The organism is Mycoplasmopsis alligatoris A21JP2, assembly GCF_000178375.1.
Lineage (GTDB): Bacteria > Bacillota_I > Bacilli_A > Mycoplasmatales > Metamycoplasmataceae > Mycoplasmopsis > Mycoplasmopsis alligatoris.
On record NZ_ADNC01000027.1, the window covers coordinates 49,533 to 68,532 of the forward strand.

16 protein-coding genes are annotated in these 19,000 nt (G+C 28.0%); 3 read left to right on the forward strand and 13 right to left on the reverse strand.

The features are described 5' to 3' along the window. Nucleotides 1-4 precede the first annotated feature (4 nt). The 12 genes from eno to MALL_RS02920 form a co-directional block, all read right to left on the reverse strand. Complete coding sequence (gene eno / locus MALL_RS02865; protein WP_005683930.1) at nucleotides 5-1,366, reverse strand: phosphopyruvate hydratase; 1,362 nt, start codon at nucleotides 1,364-1,366, stop codon at nucleotides 5-7. 117 nt (nucleotides 1,367-1,483) lie between these two features. After that, a complete protein-coding gene (locus MALL_RS02870) occupies nucleotides 1,484-3,706 on the reverse strand; it encodes an MIP family Ig-specific serine endopeptidase (protein ID WP_005683726.1) in 2,223 nt (740 codons plus the stop codon). A gap of 1 nt (nucleotide 3,707) precedes the next feature. After that, on the reverse strand, nucleotides 3,708-4,220 hold the full coding sequence (locus MALL_RS02875; RefSeq protein WP_005683809.1) for an adenine phosphoribosyltransferase: 513 nt from the start codon (nucleotides 4,218-4,220) through the stop codon (nucleotides 3,708-3,710). 8 nt (nucleotides 4,221-4,228) lie between these two features. After that, nucleotides 4,229-6,034, reverse strand: a complete 1,806-nt coding sequence (gene infB, locus MALL_RS02880; protein ID WP_005683797.1) for a translation initiation factor IF-2 — start codon at nucleotides 6,032-6,034, stop codon at nucleotides 4,229-4,231. Beyond that, nucleotides 6,010-6,303 (reverse strand): YlxR family protein, encoded by a 294-nt coding sequence (locus MALL_RS02885; RefSeq protein ID WP_005683888.1) that lies wholly within the window; start codon nucleotides 6,301-6,303, stop codon nucleotides 6,010-6,012. Before MALL_RS02885 ends, infB begins: the two co-directional genes overlap by 25 nt. Then, nucleotides 6,287-7,981 carry a transcription termination/antitermination protein NusA gene (nusA, locus tag MALL_RS02890; RefSeq protein ID WP_005683794.1) on the reverse strand — a complete coding sequence of 565 codons (1,695 nt, stop codon included), beginning with the start codon at nucleotides 7,979-7,981 and terminating at the stop codon, nucleotides 6,287-6,289. Before nusA ends, MALL_RS02885 begins: the two co-directional genes overlap by 17 nt. A gap of 8 nt (nucleotides 7,982-7,989) precedes the next feature. Next, nucleotides 7,990-8,412 (reverse strand): ribosome assembly cofactor RimP, encoded by a 423-nt coding sequence (locus tag MALL_RS02895; protein WP_005683935.1) that lies wholly within the window; start codon nucleotides 8,410-8,412, stop codon nucleotides 7,990-7,992. Nucleotides 8,413-8,476: 64 nt separating this feature from the next. Continuing rightward, a complete protein-coding gene (rsmG, locus tag MALL_RS02900; RefSeq protein WP_005683768.1) occupies nucleotides 8,477-9,169 on the reverse strand; it encodes a 16S rRNA (guanine(527)-N(7))-methyltransferase RsmG in 693 nt (230 codons plus the stop codon). After that, a complete protein-coding gene (locus MALL_RS02905; protein WP_005683835.1) occupies nucleotides 9,159-10,139 on the reverse strand; it encodes a ribose-phosphate pyrophosphokinase in 981 nt (326 codons plus the stop codon). Before MALL_RS02905 ends, rsmG begins: the two co-directional genes overlap by 11 nt. Before the next feature lie 158 nt (nucleotides 10,140-10,297). After that, complete coding sequence (locus tag MALL_RS02910) at nucleotides 10,298-12,130, reverse strand: MATE family efflux transporter (RefSeq protein ID WP_005683862.1); 1,833 nt, start codon at nucleotides 12,128-12,130, stop codon at nucleotides 10,298-10,300. A 51-nt stretch (nucleotides 12,131-12,181) separates the two neighbouring features. Then, on the reverse strand, nucleotides 12,182-12,961 hold the full coding sequence (rsmA, locus tag MALL_RS02915; protein WP_005683949.1) for a 16S rRNA (adenine(1518)-N(6)/adenine(1519)-N(6))-dimethyltransferase RsmA: 780 nt from the start codon (nucleotides 12,959-12,961) through the stop codon (nucleotides 12,182-12,184). Between the two features lies 1 nt (nucleotide 12,962). Further along, the gene (locus MALL_RS02920; RefSeq protein WP_005683781.1) at nucleotides 12,963-13,757 is read right to left on the reverse strand and encodes a TatD family hydrolase; all 795 of its coding nucleotides are present in this window, start codon (nucleotides 13,755-13,757) and stop codon (nucleotides 12,963-12,965) included. A gap of 76 nt (nucleotides 13,758-13,833) precedes the next feature. Between MALL_RS02920 and MALL_RS02925 the strand changes: the two genes are divergently transcribed. Beyond that, the gene (locus tag MALL_RS02925) at nucleotides 13,834-15,741 is read left to right on the forward strand and encodes a M13 family metallopeptidase (RefSeq protein WP_005684005.1); all 1,908 of its coding nucleotides are present in this window, start codon (nucleotides 13,834-13,836) and stop codon (nucleotides 15,739-15,741) included. Between the two features lie 60 nt (nucleotides 15,742-15,801). On the opposite strand, the gene mnmE is transcribed toward MALL_RS02925, so the two are convergent. Then, nucleotides 15,802-17,163, reverse strand: coding sequence for a tRNA uridine-5-carboxymethylaminomethyl(34) synthesis GTPase MnmE (gene mnmE, locus MALL_RS02930; RefSeq protein WP_005683963.1), 1,362 nt, complete (start codon nucleotides 17,161-17,163; stop codon nucleotides 15,802-15,804). 205 nt (nucleotides 17,164-17,368) lie between these two features. On the opposite strand from mnmE, the gene MALL_RS02935 reads away from it, so the two are divergent. Both MALL_RS02935 and asnA read left to right on the forward strand, forming a co-directional pair. Beyond that, on the forward strand, nucleotides 17,369-17,944 hold the full coding sequence (locus MALL_RS02935) for a PQ-loop domain-containing transporter (protein WP_235746470.1): 576 nt from the start codon (nucleotides 17,369-17,371) through the stop codon (nucleotides 17,942-17,944). 45 nt (nucleotides 17,945-17,989) lie between these two features. Continuing rightward, entirely contained in the window at nucleotides 17,990-18,967 is a 978-nt protein-coding gene (gene asnA, locus MALL_RS02940; RefSeq protein ID WP_005683891.1) for an aspartate--ammonia ligase, read from the forward strand. The last annotated feature ends 33 nt before the right edge of the window (nucleotides 18,968-19,000 follow it).

Consider the following 19,000-nt stretch of genomic DNA (forward strand, 5'->3'; position numbering starts at 1 on the left):
TAAATTATTTTGCTAAGTTGTAGAATGCTTTTTCACCTTCAAATGAAGCTGTTTCTGCTAATTCTTCTTCGATTGCTAATAATCTGTTGTATTTAGCAATTCTATCTGTACGAGACATTGATCCAGTTTTGATTTGTCCTGTGTTTAAGGCAACAGCAATATCAGCGATTGTTGTATCTTCTGTTTCACCTGAACGGTGTGATACAACAGCTGTCATGTTTGCTTTTTGAGCCATTTCAACTGCTTCTAAAGTTTCTGTTAATGAACCAATTTGGTTAACTTTAATTAAGATTGAGTTCATTGATTTTTCTTCAATAGCACGTTTTAAAATTTCTGTGTTTGTTACTGTTAAGTCATCACCAACAATTTGCAATTCACTTCCAAATTTTGCAGTGAATTTTTTAAATCCTTCTCAGTCTGCTTCTGCAAAACCATCTTCAATAGAAATAATTGGGTATTTTTTAACTAATGACCCTAAGTAATCAACCATTTCATCTGTTGTATATGTTAATTTAACATTTCCTAAATGATCAAATCCTGGTTTTTTAGCCTCAATAGCTGCTTTTAATTTTCCAAATGTATATACGTTGTTTTCATATAATTCACTTGAAGCACAGTCCATAGCAATAGCAACTGCTTTAGCACCTTTTTTAGCTGGTTTGTAACCTGCTGCTTTAATTGCTTCTACTAGAAAATCTAAAGCTTCTTCATGTGACTTGAAGTTTGGAGCAAATCCACCTTCATCACCAACTTGAACTCCGTGTCCAGCTTTTTTAAGTAATTTAGCTAGGTTGTGAAATACATGGTTTGCCATTTGCATTGATTCTCTAAATGTTTTAGCACCAACTGGCATAATCATGAATTCTTGAAAATCGATTGTGTTTGATGCGTGTTCTCCACCATTAATAACGTTTAACATTGGCACTGGTAATTGGTGTGCATTAAATCCACCAATGTATTTATATAATGGTAAGTCTAATTCATCAGCTGCTGCTCTAGCAACTGCTAAAGAAACTCCTAAAACTGCATTAGCACCAAATTTAGATTTTGTTTTTGTTCCATCTAATTTGATCATTAATTTATCAACTTTACGTTGTTCTGTAACTTCTAATCCTAATAAGTGTTTAGCAATTTTGTTGTTAACATTATCAACTGCTGTCATAACACCTTTTCCACCGAATCAATTTGATTCGTATGCTGTTCCTTTATCTCTTAATTCTAAAGCTTCTCTAGAACCTGTTGAAGCTCCAGAAGGAACCATTGCTGAACCGTAAGCTCCAGCTTCTGTTCAAACTTCTACTTGAATTGTTGGATTTCCTCTTGAATCTAACACTTCACGAGCATGAATTTTATTAATTGCTGACATATTGTCTCCTTTAAATAATATATAGTGGAATTATACCACTAAACACTAACATTTTATTTAATACAAAAAGCACTATAAGTCATTTTTGTGGAAATGATTATAATGCTTTATTAATTATTATAATTTACCAAATAACGCTGTGGTAAAGCCACTTTGTGATTTGTAAATTTCTTTTAAGTTTTCTTTGTATGAAGTTTTTTGGTCTTTATATCCGTTTGCTTCTGAACCTTCAATTAAGTTATATTTAGGTAAAATATATTTTGTAGGGTTAGAATTTTCTGCGCCAAATTCTTTCATATCTATTTGTATGTCATTGTGTTGTACAAATAATTCTATAGCTCCAAAACTTACAGCACTACCAAAATAAATTCCGGTTGGCAGACCGTATTCATTCATTACTAAACTACCTGATGCTCCACCTTCAAGAGAAGTTTCGATAGCTTTTGGAGAAGCTCCAGTAACGTGAATTCATTCATTTTTATTGTTTCTAGAGAAAAATCCACTTGGTGCGTTAAACACAGCTGAGTTTCTTCCTCCTTCAACAGTATTATTACCAATGCTTGAATAACGTTTGTCATCGGAATCAACCACATTATTTTGAACTCAAACTAATTTGTTGAAATTAAATGGTTGATGTCCTTGGCCACTTAGAGATAAACCTAGTGATGGATAACCAGCAACGACAAATTTTCCTAATTTCTTTTTAGTATCATCTGTTTCATTTTCAACACTTAAATAATCTTTACTCATGTAAGCATTTTTATTCTCATTATTATAAGTTTTAAAAGCTTTAAATCATTCGACTGTTTTGTCTACACTTTTTATGGCTTTTAAAATTCATTCTTTTAATTCAGGATATTCTTCTAAAACTTTTTTGTTTACTTTTAAGTTTAAAACAGCAAAATCTCTAAAAGGTTTAATAGTTTGTTTATCTATTCCAACTAATTCACCTCTTGGGTCTTGAGATCTAGAAGCTTTTGTTTTAAAGTATGTGTTCATTGCTTTAAAATATTCACCGCTTTCTTTATAGGTATCATATCCCATAAAAACTGTTGTTGGTAATTCAAATAATGATTTTTTAACTTCGTTGTATCCACCAGTTTGATATAAAGGTGTTGTTAATATTTGAGGAACTGGTGAATTACCATAATAAACTGGTTGAGGTCCATACATTTTGTCTGTATTTTTAAGAGAATAAGGGACAATTTGTGAGCTTCTTCCTAATGCAAAACCAACTGATTCTGGGTTGTTTGCAGCTGGTATGTAGTCAAATTTACCATTTGATGATTTGTTATCTTTTTTATTAACAACATTAACAGCAACGTGGACGTTTGTTGCTATAAACAAGTTATAAAATTCACTAGAATCATTTTTTTCATAATCTAATAATCATCCTGTTCCAAATACTGGTGAATCAACATCGATTAAGCCTTCACTTGGATCGGCAGGATTTTTAGGACCTTTACGTTTTGAGATTATTCCTAAAGAAAATTCTCTGTCATGGATTAATTGATAAACATCTCTGTCATTTAATGTGGGACTAAAAGCTGAATCTCCGTTTTTAAAACCTTCAATATCAAATTTATTTGTAGTGCTAAAGTCTTTATAAGTTGTTTTATATTCTACTTCTAAAGTACCTTTTTTATCGGCTTTTTCTTTAACTGAAACAAGTTCAGATTTTAATTCATTAATGTGTAAAAATTTAGGACTAAATTCAAAGTAATTTTTTAGGTTTTCTTTTGTTACTTCACTTCCTTTAACTTCTGAACTTTTTCTAACGTTTTTATCGTTTAGTGTAAAGAATGAATCATCGTTACCGTAAAATTTAACATAATTATCCATTACATTTTTAAGATTTTCTTGCGTAGTGATTGCTTGTTTTTTAAATCCATCTACTACAAAATGTTTTGTAATTTTATCACCAGTTGTATCTAGTGTAATTTCCATGTCTAGACTTAATGTACCAGTTAAATTATCTGGTTTAATATTTTTAAAGTCAATTTTTGAAGCTACTTTTTCGTTAATTAATTTTGAATAAGTAGTTAAAATTCCTGGTAAATCAAATACAAAAATTTCTGAAGGAAGAACTGAAAATTCATTTTTTCTAACCTTGTCTTCATTAGCATATTTTTCTATTTTTTGACTTACTGATAACTGTTTGTCAACAGTGTTCCCTGCGGGTGTATTAGGCTTGTTTACAGGATCTTTTGGTTTTGATCCAGTATTGTTTTCGGTTTTATTGTTTTCGGTTTTGGTAGCAGAATTACATGCTATTGCCAACAATGGTGCTGCTATAATACAAGCGGTTCCCAACAATAATTTACTCAATTTAAATTTCATTTTATTTTACCTTTATCAATGATTCTATTTCTACGTTTTTATCAAACATTGATCTTCCGTTTAAAAATTCTAATTCCATCAATAGTATAACTTTTTTAACTATTGCCCCTTGACTTTCAAGTAGTGTAATAATCGCTTGTGTTGTACCACCTGTAGCTAAAACATCATCTACAATAGCTACTGTTTGCCCTGGTTTTACAAATCCTTTTTGAATCTCTAGTGAATTTGAACCATATTCTAAATCATAGTCCATTCTAATTACTTCACCTGGTAATTTATTTGGTTTTCTAACCATAATAAAAGGTTTTTTTAAATATGCAGCAACTGGTGTACCAAATAAAAAACCTCTTGCATCTGGTCCAACTATTAAATCAACGTCTTTACATAAATTTGCCATTGTTATAATTGTGTGATTTAGTGCTTTTCCATTTGCTAATAATGGAGAAATATCTTGAAAAATAATTCCTTCTTTAGGAAAATTAGGTACTTCTCTTATGTATTCTTTTAAATTCATTTCTATCCTTAGTTTATTCTTACATCTTCATAAAATTCTAAAATATCATCTTCTTTAATGTCGTTAAATTTCTTAATATGTGTTCCAAAATCTTTACCTTTAACAACTTCTTTTGCATCGTTTAATTCTCTTTTTAATGAGTCAATTACACCTTCATGAATTAACTTATTCATTCTAAATAACTTAACTTTACAGTTAGCTTTTACGCTTCCTTCATCCATCATACATCCTGCAATATTTCCTACTTTAGAGTAGAAAAATACTTTGATTATATGAGCGGTTCCAATTTTTCTTTCTTCGTAAACTGGAGCTTTTAATCCTTCTAATAAGTTTTGACAATCATCAATAATTTTGTATATAACATCATGTGAATATAAATCAATACCAATATTTTTAGCTGATTGTTTTACTGCAACTGATGGTTTAATATTGAAGGTAAAAATAATCGCATTTGAAGCTTGTGCTAATAATAAGTCAGAGTTACTTATATTTCCTGCACTAGCTGAAATAACTTTAATTATTGCTTCATCATTTGACAATTCATGAATTTGACCTTTAATGGCTTCACTTGTTCCATGAACGTCAGTTTTTAAAATAACATTTACTATTTTTTTATCACCATCTAGATTAATCACTGATGTTTTTGAATATAGATTATTTTGTCTATCGATCATGCTCTTTTCTGCAGCTAATTTTTTAGCAAATTTTTCGTCACTAAAACCTACAAAACGGTCACCTGCCATTGGTGTATAGTTAAGACCGGAAATAACAACTGGCGCTCCAGGTTCTGCTTTTTCTAATGCATGACCTGCATGATCTGAAAGAGTCCTTATTCTTCCATACATTGAACCAGCAACAATAAAATCACCTTTATACAATGTTCCATTTTCAACAATTAAAGTTGAAACTGAACCAATTCCTTTGTCAACTCTTGACTCAATAACAGTTCCTATTGGGTATCTTTTAGGGTTTGCTTTTAAATCTAAAATTTCAGTTAATAAGTTTATTTTGTCAAATAAATCCTCTAAACCGTCTCCATTAAGTGCTGATCCATAGGCAATTTGGGTATCTCCACCATATTCTTCAATAACTACATTATTTGATGCTAGTTCACCTTTAATTCTATCTAAATCACGATTTGGTTTATCCATTTTATTAACAAAAACTACAATTGGAACTTTTGCTGCCAAAGAGTGTTCAATAGCTTCTTTTGTTTGAGGCATAACTCCATCATCAGCTGCAACTACTAAAACTACAATATCAGTAACTTTTGCTCCTCTAGCACGCATCATTGTAAAGGCTTCATGCCCTGGTGTATCAATAAATGTTATATTTGAATTCTTATATTTTATTTGGTATGCACCAGTATGTTGGGTAATTCCAGAAGTTTCAGATTCAGCAACATTTGTGTTTCTAATACGATCAATTAAAGTTGTTTTACCATGATCAACGTGACCCATAACTGTAATAATAGGCGCTCTTTTTACTAAGTCTTTTTCTTTATCTTCAAATAAAACTTCGTCTAAAAAGTTACTTGCATCAACGTTTGTTTCTTTATTAAATTCAAAATTATTTTCTAAACATAGTTCAGCAATTTCTTCCTCGTCTAAAACGTGATTTAAGTTATACATCTTTCCTTTTATAAAGAATTTTTTGATAATTTCATTGGCATTTAATTTTGTTTTAGCTGCAAAATCGACTATCGACATTTTACCTGTGAAAGTAAAAACACCATCCTTTAATTCAGTTTTAAAATTTGATAATTGATTTTTAACGTCATCAACGTTACTTATTCTGTTTGTTTTTTTTGCCATACAGCCTCCATTAATTCTTTATAAATTTTTTCATATTGTTCAGATGTAAAATTTGTTTTAAAAGATCTATTTAAACATTTCTTGTTATAGAATGTTGTTCATAAATTTGGATCGTTTTTTAGGTAGCATCCTCGACCTTTTTTAGTTAATTTTAAGTCTAAGCTAAGAATGTTATTAGCTTTATCATAGTCAAATCTGATTAATTCATCAATTGGATATATTTGATTAGTTGCTACACATTTTCGTGTATAACTATTTTTCTCATTCATCGTCAAACCCACTTAAGTCTAGGTTAGAATCTAATCCGTAGTTGGTTAAATCTGAATCAACTTTAAAATCTTTTAAATCAACTTTAGCTTTTTTGTATTTAGCTTTTACGCTTTCGTCTTTTTGTGTTACTTCTGTTTCATTTGATTCTTCATCAACTTCTTCAATAAATTCATTTTCATCATTATCATCAAAAATATCGTTTGAATCAATATCTTTAATAAAATCATATGTGTCAGTAGAATCGTCAAATCCACTCATTTCTTCGTCAAACATTGAATCAAAGTCAGGACTTTTTTGTTCAACAACAGTAGATGATTTTTTATTTCTTATTGCTTGTTTTGCTGCTAATTTATTTGCTTCCTTAATTGATTCTTTAACTTCATTAATTTCTTTTTGTGTTTCCATAAACATTGAAACATCTTTAGCAAAGTCACTTAAGTTAATATCGATACCATCAAAGTAATTTGAAGGTCTTGATTTTTTAACAAATGTTTTGACATTTCCTCTACCAATTAAAGGTTTATCATAAAACTTAGCTTTATTAAACTCAAGTCCTTTTTCAACGGCTTCAGCAGCTTTTATTAATTCAATTCTGCAACCACTTATTTTTTTAGCTAAGTTAACATTAACTACACCTTTACCCATTGCAACATACATATCTGTTTCGCTATTTACAATTGCATAATAGTAATTATCCATTGCTTTATTTTTAACAACATCAACTATTCTTGCTGGTGATAAAGCGTTTTTAATATATTCTGTAATTTCTTCTGAATATAAAATTACATCTATTTTTTCTCCGCCAAGTTTTCTTGATATTTCATTAATTCTAGAACCGTTAACACCAATAACGGAGCTAATTGGATCAACTTCACTTTCAACTGAAGTTTTACGTACAGCAATTTTGCTTCTAATTCCAGGTGCTCTCTGGATGTTCATAATTTCTACTAATCCTTGAGCTATTTCCGGAACTTCATTTTTTAATAAATCATAAACCATTTGTGGTGAGTCGGTTGAAACTTGTACTTGAGAAAGTTTATTTTCTTCACTTACAGTTTCAATGTAAACATCAATTAAAACTCCGTGTTTTAGTTCAATTCTAGTATTGATATTGCTAAAAGGTAAAAATGCAGTTACGCCATCTTCAAAAGCTAAATTGTATGAACCGTCTTTGTTTCTACTTAAAATTTTAGCTTTAATTTTTGTTCCTATTAATTGGTGATACTTTTTAAATATTTCTGCTTTTTCATTCGCTTTTAATTGTTGAATAAATCCATTTCTAATAGCAGTTTTACATTTTTCTGTTACTATTTCAAAATCTATTTCTCACTCAATAATATCATCTACGTGAACTTCTTTATTTACTTTTTTCGCTTTTGAATAAGGCACAAATGAAATGTGTTGAACATCTGTTTCTCCACTAAATTCAAAGTCATCTTCAACCACTACTGCATTTGTATTTTTTATAAATACGCTTTCACTTGATTCATCAACTGTAAAAGTAATAATTGCTTCAGGGTCAATATCTCTATTGATTGCTTTTGTTGTTTCGTCTGCTATCATGTCAGCTACTTGTTGAGCGGTTAAATTATTTTTTAAAGCATAACCTTTTGAAATAATAAATCACTTGTTATTATTTGGAATTGTTGATACTTGATTTTGTGTTTCTTTTTTCATGATTCTCCTTAAAAATCTACCTTTATATATGTAATGTTTTCTTTTAATATTTCAACTTTTCTAAATTGTCCTTTATTGTTTCAATGTAAAACAATATGATCGTTTGAAACGCTTAATATCTTACCTGGAATAGGGTTTAAATTCTGGATTGGATTTTTAAGTCCAACTAAAACTTTTTTATTTAAATGATTGTTAACTTCATCGAGTTTTATTTCAATGTCACTACCTTTAGAAAATACTTCTAAATTCGTTGAATCATCAAGCAAATTATTTGTTTCTAAATACTCATAAATTTGTCTTGAGTATTTTTCTACAGTTAATAGATCATTACAATCTAGTGTAATTTCTAAAGTTTTATCCTTATTATTTTGAATTTCTTTGATTTCCAAAACAATTGGAAAATTTTTCTTAATTGCCTCTAAAATAGACATTTTTACCTCCAAGTAAATAGGAAAAAGTTGCAAAACGCAACTCCTTTCATTAATTGATATTATACTACCTTTTCTTTTTATAAGAAATAATATCTTTTCATTTATAAGGAAATTTTGAACTCGCACTTCTTAGTTTTTTTATTCAAATAATATTATTGTCTTTTTGATTATGAGTATCCAATTTTTCAATAGTGATTTCTGTTTTTATTCGTTTTAAAATTTCTTGTGCATGTTCTATTTCAGAGTCATAATTTTTACCTTTTATTAGTGCCATATAGCCATTTAGGGAAATTAAATGGAATGAAGACATAAGCATTGTTGAAACATCTCCAACAGCTCTTGCTGTAACTAAATCAAAACAATTTTTGTCTTTTACATCTTCTGCTCTAAGTGCAAATATTTGTACATTTTTTTCTAAAGATAAAGTATCAACAACTGTATTTAAAAAGTCAACCCTTTTTTTAATAGGCTCATAAATAGTAATTTTTAAGTTTTTATTGACAATAGCATAAGGAATGCTTGGAAAACCAGCACCAGCTCCTATGTCTAATAGAGTTTTAGAATCAGTTTTAGTTACTATTTTATCTATAAATAAGAGAGATTCGTAAATTCCTTCTTCTCATAATTTGTCGCCTTCAAAACCTGTTAAATTAAGAACTTTATTAGTTTCAGTAACTAAACTAAAATATTTTTCTAAATCTTCAAAATTTCATGAATTTTTTTTACACAAATCTTTAACTTTTTGTTTAAAACTCATTATTTCTAATTTTTTCTTTTACATTATTATATAAACTTGAAATACTTGTTCCGTGAATAGATGTGCTTATAACATTAGCTAAAAACTCATCCAAACTCACGATTTCAAGTTTTTTAAATTTACCAAGTAATTCTGAATTATCAATACTATCAGTTACAATAACTTTTTCAACATTTGGGTTGTTTTCAAACATTTCAAAACCTTTTGTAAAAATACCATGAGTAGCAGCAACAATAATTCTTTTTGCTCCGTTGGTTTTTAAAGCATCAACAGCTTTTAAAATTGTTCCACCAGTATCAATAATGTCATCAATAATAATTGCGTTTTCATTGTTTATTTCTCCGATTAGACCCATAACCTCAGTTTGGTTTGTACCGATTCTACGTTTGTCAATAATTGCAATTTTTACAGTATCAGCAATTAACTCAGCTAACTTTCTAGCTCTAACTGTACCACCATGGTCAGGTGAAACTACTGTTCATTTATCTTTAGTTTTCTTAACTCATTTAGCAAAAGTATAATGTGCTCTTAAGTCATCGACTGGTATGTTGAAAAACCCTTGAATTGATGGGTTGTGTAAGTCAACACAAATTACTTTAGTAGCACCAGCGGTTTGTAATAAGTCTGCCATTAATTTAGCTCCTATTGATTGTCTTCCGCTAGCTTTTCTGTCTTGTCTTGCATATCCATAGTAACTTAAACAAATAGTAATTGAACGAGCGCTTGCTCTTTTTAGTGAGTCTATAAATAATAAAAGTTCAACTATATTATTATTTACTGGTCTTGAATTACTTGCAATAACAAATAAATCCTTGTCTCTAACTGTTTCTTTAGAAACAAGCATTACTTCTCCATCAGCATAAACTGTTCTATCAATTTCAGTTAGTTTAATTCCTAATTTTTCAGAAATTCTTAATGCTAATTTTTCAGAATTTTTCATTCCAAATAGCATTACATTTTTTTTATCCATTTTTCCCCTTTAAAAGATTTTTATAGATAAATTATAACATTATGAAAATTTTCTTAGTTTATTAATTAAACTTAAAAAATATTAAATACTTTTTTACTTGTTATTTGTTTTTTATAGGTAACAAAACATAAATAAAAAACCCATTTATTATAGGTTTTTTAGTTTTTAGAGCATTCTTCTTTTTCGGCTTTTTCAAAAAAATCATGTTCTATTTTTCTAGATCAAGACAACTTAATATTATCAATGTTTGGCATTACTTTTTTTAAGAATCTTATACTTAAAAAGAAAATTGTTAATCCGGCTACAACTGAGTTTACTGCAAAAGCCATAGGTATAACCAATGAAGAATAAAATAATCCTACTTCAGCATTGTGTAATGCATAACCAGATGCTATGGCAATTCCTATAACAGGACCAAATGTAATTAAACTTTCCATTGAGGTCACTATTAGAGACATTTTTATATTATTAGTTCCTTGGAAAAGAAGTATTCCACCTATGGCAAAGGCATAAAAGAATAATCTCCAAATAGTTATTCTTAAAAATGCAACTGGTCCACTTGTTTGACTTAATAGACTTCCGTTCATGTCTGTTGTATTTAACATTCATAAAAATTGAGGTGCTAAAGCTATGGCTATAAGTGTAACTGTAAAAGCATAAATAAATGTTATTATCATTGCTCATTTAAATATTTCATTACATTTTGCAAAATTTCTTTTTGCGTAGTTGTAACTTAAAATACTTCTTATTCCATCTGATATTCCAAACAAGGCTAAGAAAAATAGTGTTACAACTGGGGATGCTTTAGATCAGTTATATATAGATAAAGAACCTTCAGTAAATGGCATTCGTCCTAATAAAAAAGTAATTATAAATAATGCAACAGCTATTCCAAATGATCTTAAAAAAGCGCTTAATCCTAAAAGAGAAATTGGAGCTAAAAATTTTAATCTAAATTTAAATGAGATCAAATGATGAATACTTATTCAAGTAGTTCCTCGTTTGTTATTGACGTATATGTATGCAATATAGGCTAATAAGTTAATTGTTCACCCAATTATAGTTGCTAATACTCCACCTAAAACTCCCATTTTAAAAACAATTATAAATAAAGCGTTAAATGCTATTCCTGCAATGTTTGCTCCTATAGCTCAATACATTACATATGCATTTTTTCCTTCAGATCTAATTAAATAACTAATTAAAACGTATATTCCTTGAATTAAAGTTCCTGCTCCAAATATATAAATATATAATTTTGCTCAACTTAATGATATAGTTTGACAAGCATTGTAATAATCTTGAAAGATTTCTGATGCTTTATGGTTTGCACTATACTTATTTAAAATTCCTTTTACTGCTGTGTCAGAGTCTAATTGGGAAAGAGCGTATGTATTAAAGTGTGGTTTTGCAAGCAATGAATCTAGTAATCCACATCACATTGCAATATACATTATTAAAGCAGTTAATATAGAAACAAAAATAGTTGTATAAAAACAAGTACTTCATAAATCTTTACCGGTTGCTTCAAGTTTTTTAGAAATACATTTTGTATAATAAACACTTGCTCCAACAGGTATTAAAAATATTATCGAACCACTAAATAATGAAAAAGGAAAAGTAGCATTAACTGAAATAGTAGCAATTGAGTCTCCAGAAATTTTTGTTATACCTTCCGTTCCGTTTAAATAAGAAACATAGGATCTAAAAATAACATCAAAATCGGCCCGATCAAAATGGGCTTTATTTCATGAACTTAAATAATCATAAATAATTCCAGTATCTGTGGAATTAGGTATATCACCATTTAAAATTGGTATTGTTTTTGGAACAAAATTTAGTATAAAAACTTGATTTAAAAAAGTATACAAACCAATCATAAAAGATGTTAATAAACCAGGTATAGCAACTATCCAAACAGCTTTTTTTACATCCATTTTTTCAAACAAAAACTTAGCACGTGACTGCTTATCAATTTTACTATTATCCATTTTTCTTAATCCTCTTATATAATTTTTACATTATATAACAATAGTTAAAAATTAGTTTTCTTTATCTTCTAAATAATTGTAAAGTTGTAGAACTTTTTCCAAGTCCAATTCTTGAATTCTTGTGTTAGTAGTTAAGTCAAGTTTTTCAAAAGAGCTCTCAATTTTTTCTAACGAATATTTTTGTTTTAAAGAAAAGCTAAGTTTTTTTCTACGTTGTAAAAAACACAATTTAAAAAAGTTGTTTATTTCTTTATTTCATACTCTATTTTTATTAAATGTTAATGAAATAATTGCCGAATCTACCTTGGGAGCAGGTATAAAAGAGTTTGCTTTTACAATAAATTCCTTTTTTGTGGTTGAATAATACTGACAAGTTAAAGATAGTTTTGAATATTCTGAAGAATTTTTTTTGGCTTCTATTCTCTCAGCGACTTCTTTTTGAACCATTAAAATAGCACCATAAAAATTTTGTATGTTTTCTAAAATTTTAAAAATAATTTCTGTGGTTATATAGTAAGGAATGTTTGCTATTATTCAATAGTTTTTTAAACCAGAAATATCTTCCTGTAAAAAATCGTTTGGAACTAATTGAAAATGCTCTTCTTTTATTTCTTCATTTAAGAATCTAACTAAATCTCTATCAATCTCATAAGCTTTAACAAAATTTGCTTTTTGTAATAATTTTTTAGTTAAATCGCCTCTTCCTGGCCCTATTTCTAAAACGTTTTGATTTTCTAAATCAACCAAATTCACAATTCTATTTAATACATTTTGGTCTTTTAAAAAGTTCTGACCAAATCTTTTTTTTGCATTTAAATTATTTTGTTTCATATTATTTTAAATCGAATAAAGTTCTTAGGTTTTTATTTATAGCACTAACAAATTTATCCATTCCTACTCCTTTTAAACCTGCTATATAGTAAGAGACAAAAATTACTGTGTTTGGTTCATTTATTAAACCTGTGTAGGGATGAACTCTTAAATAAGGAGAATCAGTTTCAGTTAAAATTCTATCTAAAGGTAAAAATTTTATTACTTCTCTTGTCACATCACTACTTCCAAATGTCACAGTTCCAGAAAAACTAAAATAACAGTTAAATTGCATAAATTTTTTTGCTCATTCAATGTTACCAGCATAAGTGTGAAGCATAAATTTTAGGTTTTTGTATTTTTTAACCAATTCATATACATCTTCAAAAGCTTGTTCGCTGTTTTCTTTATCTCTTATATGTATTACAACTGGCAGATTCAATTTAGCTGCTAGTTTTAATTGCCCATTCATACTTTTAATTTGATTTTCTCTGGTTGGTGCATCTTCATAATAATAATCTATTCCCAATTCCCCTATACCAATTACATTTTGGTCAATTAATGATTCAAATCTTTTAACATCATTCTCATCCTTTCCATCTTCAGGATGAATTCCAATAACTGCTTTTAAGTGAGAATGTTTTTTAGCTAATTCTATTACTTCATGATTTTCTTGTTCATGACCTCCATTAACTATTAAAAATTCTATGTTGTTTTCTGAAGCTTTTTTAATTATGTTTTCTAATTCGCTTATTTTGTAGTATTTTTGTGATAAATGACAATGTGCGTCAACAAAATTTGTTCTTTTTTTACTCATATTTTCCTTGTTTTGAATTATATCTTATTTAAAATACATATATTGTATAATTAAAAACACTTATAAGGAGTTTACAATGGATAAAAACGCACTAAAGCAAGACTTTTACAATGAAGTTAATAAAAAATGATTAAAAGAGTCAAAAATATTATCAGATAGATCAAGTACGGGTTCTTTTTCAGAAATAGATATAGCACTTGAAGATAAATTGAGAAATTTATTAGATTCTTGAGCAAAAAAACCTGAATTGGTCCCTAATGATAAATACATTATTGAGATGATGAAATTTTATAAAATGGCAACTAGCTTTGACAAAATAAATTCTTTAGGATTTGAACCTTTAAAACAATATTTAAACAAAATAGAAGAGTTAAAATCATTTGATGAATTATTAAAAAATTACAAATATTTTGTGTCTAAATTTGAAGCAAATCCTTTTGAATTCAGTGTTTATGCCGATTTTAAAAACCCTGATATTCAAGTTTTATATCTAGATTCACCAAGATTCTTTTTACCTGAAAAATCTTATTATGCTGATGAAAAAAAGAAAGAAAAATTAATAAAAAGTTTGACTGAAACAGTTACTAAATTACTTACAAAATATGGGAAGTCAAAAAACGAAATTGAACACATTATTAAATGTGCATTAATTTTTGATGAATCTTTAGTTTCTTGAGCTAAATCCGCTGAAGAAGATGCACAAATAGTTGGATACTATAACCCATTCAGTCCAGATGAATTAAAAAAAGTTGTAGTCAATTATGACTTAATAAAATTAGCAGAAAAATTACTAAATCAGTCTGTTGATAAAATAATATTAAGTAACAAAAGATTCCCTGAAAACATAGATAAAGTTTTTAATAAAAACACATTTGAAAACTTTAAATGATTTATGTTTGTTAAAAATTTACTAAAAAATTCTTATTATTTAAGTGAAGAAATCAGAGTTATTACTGATGAATTCAAAAGAGCTATAACTGGAATTGAAAAATCTAAAAACAAAGAAAAACATGCATATGAATTAGCAACATCTTTATTTGATATACCTTTTGGAACCTATTACGGTAAAGAATTTTTTGGACAAAAAGCAAAGCAAAATGTTGAAAAAATGATTCAAAATATGATTGGAATTTACAAAACAAGATTGGAAAATAATAATTGACTTTCTAAAAAAACTATAGAAAAAGCATTATTAAAACTTTCTAATTTAGAAGTAATGGTAGGATACCCAGAAGTTATGCAATCATACTTTGATTCATATGTTGTAGATGAATACGAAAATGGTGGTAGTCTTGTTTCTAATATTTTTAAATTTGTAGAATCTAGATGATTGGACAATATGTCTCAATATTTAAAACCAGAAAATAAAAAATATTGAGGAATGTCTCCAGCTGTGGTTAATGCATATTTTCATCCTACAAAAAATCACATTGTTTTTCCTGCTGGTATTTTACAATCACCTTTTTATTCATATGAAGTTAATTCATCATTAAATTATGGTGGAATTGGTGCTGTTATAGCTCATGAAATTTCTCATGGTTTTGATAACAACGGTTCTCAATTTGATGAAAAAGGTAGATTATTCAACTGATGAACTGAAGAAGATTTAAAACAATTTCAAAGCAAGGCTCAAGGAATGATTAATCTTTTTGAAGGTAGAGAAACAGAGTTTGGTAAATGCAATGGTACTTTAACACTTTCTGAAAATATAGCTGATGCTGGTGGATTTAGTTGTGCTTTAGCAGCAGCAAAATTAGAAAAAGATTTTGATATTGAAAAATTCTTTACATCATGAGCTATTATTTGAAAAACTAAATATAGAGAAGAAACAGCAAAAATGTTGTTAGTTTCTGATGTCCATGCACCAACAAAATTAAGAGCAAATGTTCAATTAATGAATTCAAAAGAATTCCAAAAATACTATGGTGTCGATAAAAACGACAAAATGTATTTAGATGAAAAAGACATTGTTGAAATTTGATAAATTAAAACTTGATAGTTTCTTTTTATATAAAAAACTTCTCTATACGAGAAGTTATTTTTATTATTTTCCTAAACAAAAGTTTTTAAACATACTATCTAACAAGTCTTCTTTGTTGACATTTCCTTTTATTTCACTAATTTTTTCTCAGGCATTATAAATATCAACAATTATTACATCAAAAGTTAATCCAAGATTTAAACTTTTTATCGCATTATTTAGATTATTTTTTGCTTCTTCTATTAAAGAAATTTGTCTTGTGTTGTTTAAAATTCTTTCATCATCTAAATTAATATTAGAATATTTTGAAATTATTTCTTTTTCTAAATCAATAATATCATTGTTTAAAGCAGACGTTAAAACTAAATCACTTTTTACTTTTTCACCTATAATCAAATCTTTTTTGTTAATTATTTTTATGTAAGTTTTATTTTCTTTTTTACTTTCTTGTTCAATTTTTAAATCAAATTCATCTTCATTATTCAATGGATCAATTACATGTAATATTAAATCAGCTTTTTTAATTTGTTCTAAACTTTTCTTAATTCCTATTTGTTCAATTAACTCATCGCTTTTTCTTAAACCGGCTGTATCTACTAGTGTAAATAATATTCCATCAAGTTGATATGAGGTTTCTATTAAATCTCTTGTTGTTCCAGCAATGTCAGTTACAATTGCTTTATTCTCACTCACTAATGCATTAAGTAAACTACTTTTTCCAACATTTGGTTTCCCTAAAATAGCAACTTTGATACCTTCAAAAATTTTTTGACTTCTTTTGCTTATTTCTAAAACTTCAGAAATTTCAGTTGCTAGATTTTCAATACTTTTTAGCATAATTTCCTGATCCAATTGCTCAACATCATCATACTCAGGATAATCAATATTAACTTCACAAAGACCTATGAGATAGTTTAATTTGTCTAAAAACTTAGATAATAAATCTGATGTTTTACCAGTAAATTTGTTAACAGACATGTGTGCTTGTTTTTGACTTTTTGCCATTATTAAATCATGTATTGCTTCTGCTTTTACTAAATCCATTTTTCCATTCAAAAATGCTCTTCTGGTAAATTCACCAGGTAATGCCAAACGTGCTCCTGATGATAATATTAATTCTAGAATAGAATTTGTAACTACAATTCCGCCATGACAATTTATTTCAACTAATTCTTCGCCTACATAATTTTTGTATTCTATTTCTAGTCCTTTTTTTACCCCAATAAATCACATTACTAAAACTTCATCAAGGACTTCTTGATTATTATTTACTATATTTCCAAAGGTAATGGTTTTATCTTCGCCAATTTTTCCTTTAAATATTTTTTTCATAATATTAACTGAATCAGGTCCACTAATTCTTATTATTGAAATTGGTTGGTTAATTTTAGAACCACTTGAAATAGCTGCGATTGTATCAAACATAGTTTAATTTTACTTTTTTTTGAATTTAAAAAAAATTTTCCTTTAAAATTTAGCTATGAATTGAATTCTATTATCACAAATATCGTCTTGAACTACTGTGGTGATAACTATATCACTTAGTTTACCCCAGCTTTTCAAGCTATTAAAAGACAAAAAAACCGGGAACGTCAATTTCTTATCGTTTTGAGTGTTCCATTTAGGGATAATGTTGTGATTAGTTTATGGAGCTCTTTCCACTATTGAAGTGCCTCATATGCTTATGAACGTTATTATCGCCGATGGTTTCTCCATTTTACTTAATGGAGTTATGACGTTCTTGTTATATTACTTCAAAAGAGATTTTGAAAGAAAAAAACTTATATATGTAGCTGCCGGTGTACTGGCAACCTGAATTATTTCAGCTGTTCTTGTAGTTATTTGAGTATGATACCCAACAATTAGAATCTCGTCTAATGCAGCATTGGTATTTTCTCTAATAGCGCCAACATTTACAACTTTTGCATTTGTACCTCAATTAATTCAATCAATCAAAACTAAAAATTGAAGAGGTGTATCACATTGAATGATCTTATTATTTGTAGTTAACAATATTGTTTGAAACATTTTCTGAATTTCAAACATAGTTATTAATTCGCAAGCACAAAAAGGGATTACTGATTTAATCGGTGCTTTAATCTGACAAACAGTGTCTCTTATTATCTATACATATCAATACGGAGCAACTCTTTATTACAATAAGAAAAATCTTAACAATAATGAAAATACTAAAAAAGTGGCATAAAAACCGCTTTTTTTAGTAAAATTTTCATTATTAAGAAGGAGTAATATGTATAAATCAAAATTAAATATAAAAGAAACACAACTTGCAATACAAGATTTAAAATTTGCATTCACAAAAGAGTTGAATAAGAATCTTAATTTAACAAGAGTTTCAGCACCATTATTTGTTAGAACCGATACAAGAATTAACGATGGATTAAGTGGAGAAGAACCTGTGAGATTTTTTGCTAAAAATATAGATTTTTCTCATGACATTGTTCACTCATTAGCAAAATGAAAAAGAACTGCTTTACAAAAATATTCATTTGAAAAATATGAAGGTTTATGAACAGATATGAACGCCATTAGAAGAGAAGAAAGTTTAGATTATAAACACTCTTACTATGTTGATCAATGAGACTGAGAAATGGTTATTGGTAAAGAAGATAGAAATTTAGAATTTCTTAAAAGTACTGTAAACAAGATCTTTAAGTCAATTAAACACGTGGAAAGAAAACTAAATATAAACTACCCATTATTAGTAGAAAAACTACCAAAAGAAGTATTTTTCATTTCTTCAACAGATTTATATAATATGTTTCCTTCTTTAAGCGCAGAACAAAGAGAAGATGAAATAGCAAAAATACATAAAGCTGTTTTTATACACGAAGTAGGTCATAAATTACCAGATGGAATACCTCAATCAGCAAGAGCTTTTGACTATGATGATTGAAAATTAAATGGTGATTTACTTGTTTGAGATAGTGTAAACAACAGAAGTTTAGAAATTTCATCAATGGGAATTAGAGTTGATGCTAAATCGTTAGTAGAACAATCTAATATTGAAAATAAAGGCGATTTATGAGGTGAATATCACTATAACATAGCCGAAAACAAATTACCACTTACTATTGGTGGAGGAATTGGTCAATCAAGATTAACAATGTTTTTATTAGAAAAAAAACACATCGGTGAAGTTCAAGTTTCTTCATGAACCGATCATATCTTGGAAGAATGCGAAAAACAAGGTATTAAATTATTATAAAGTTGTAAAAAAACAAGAGCCTTGGCTCTTTTT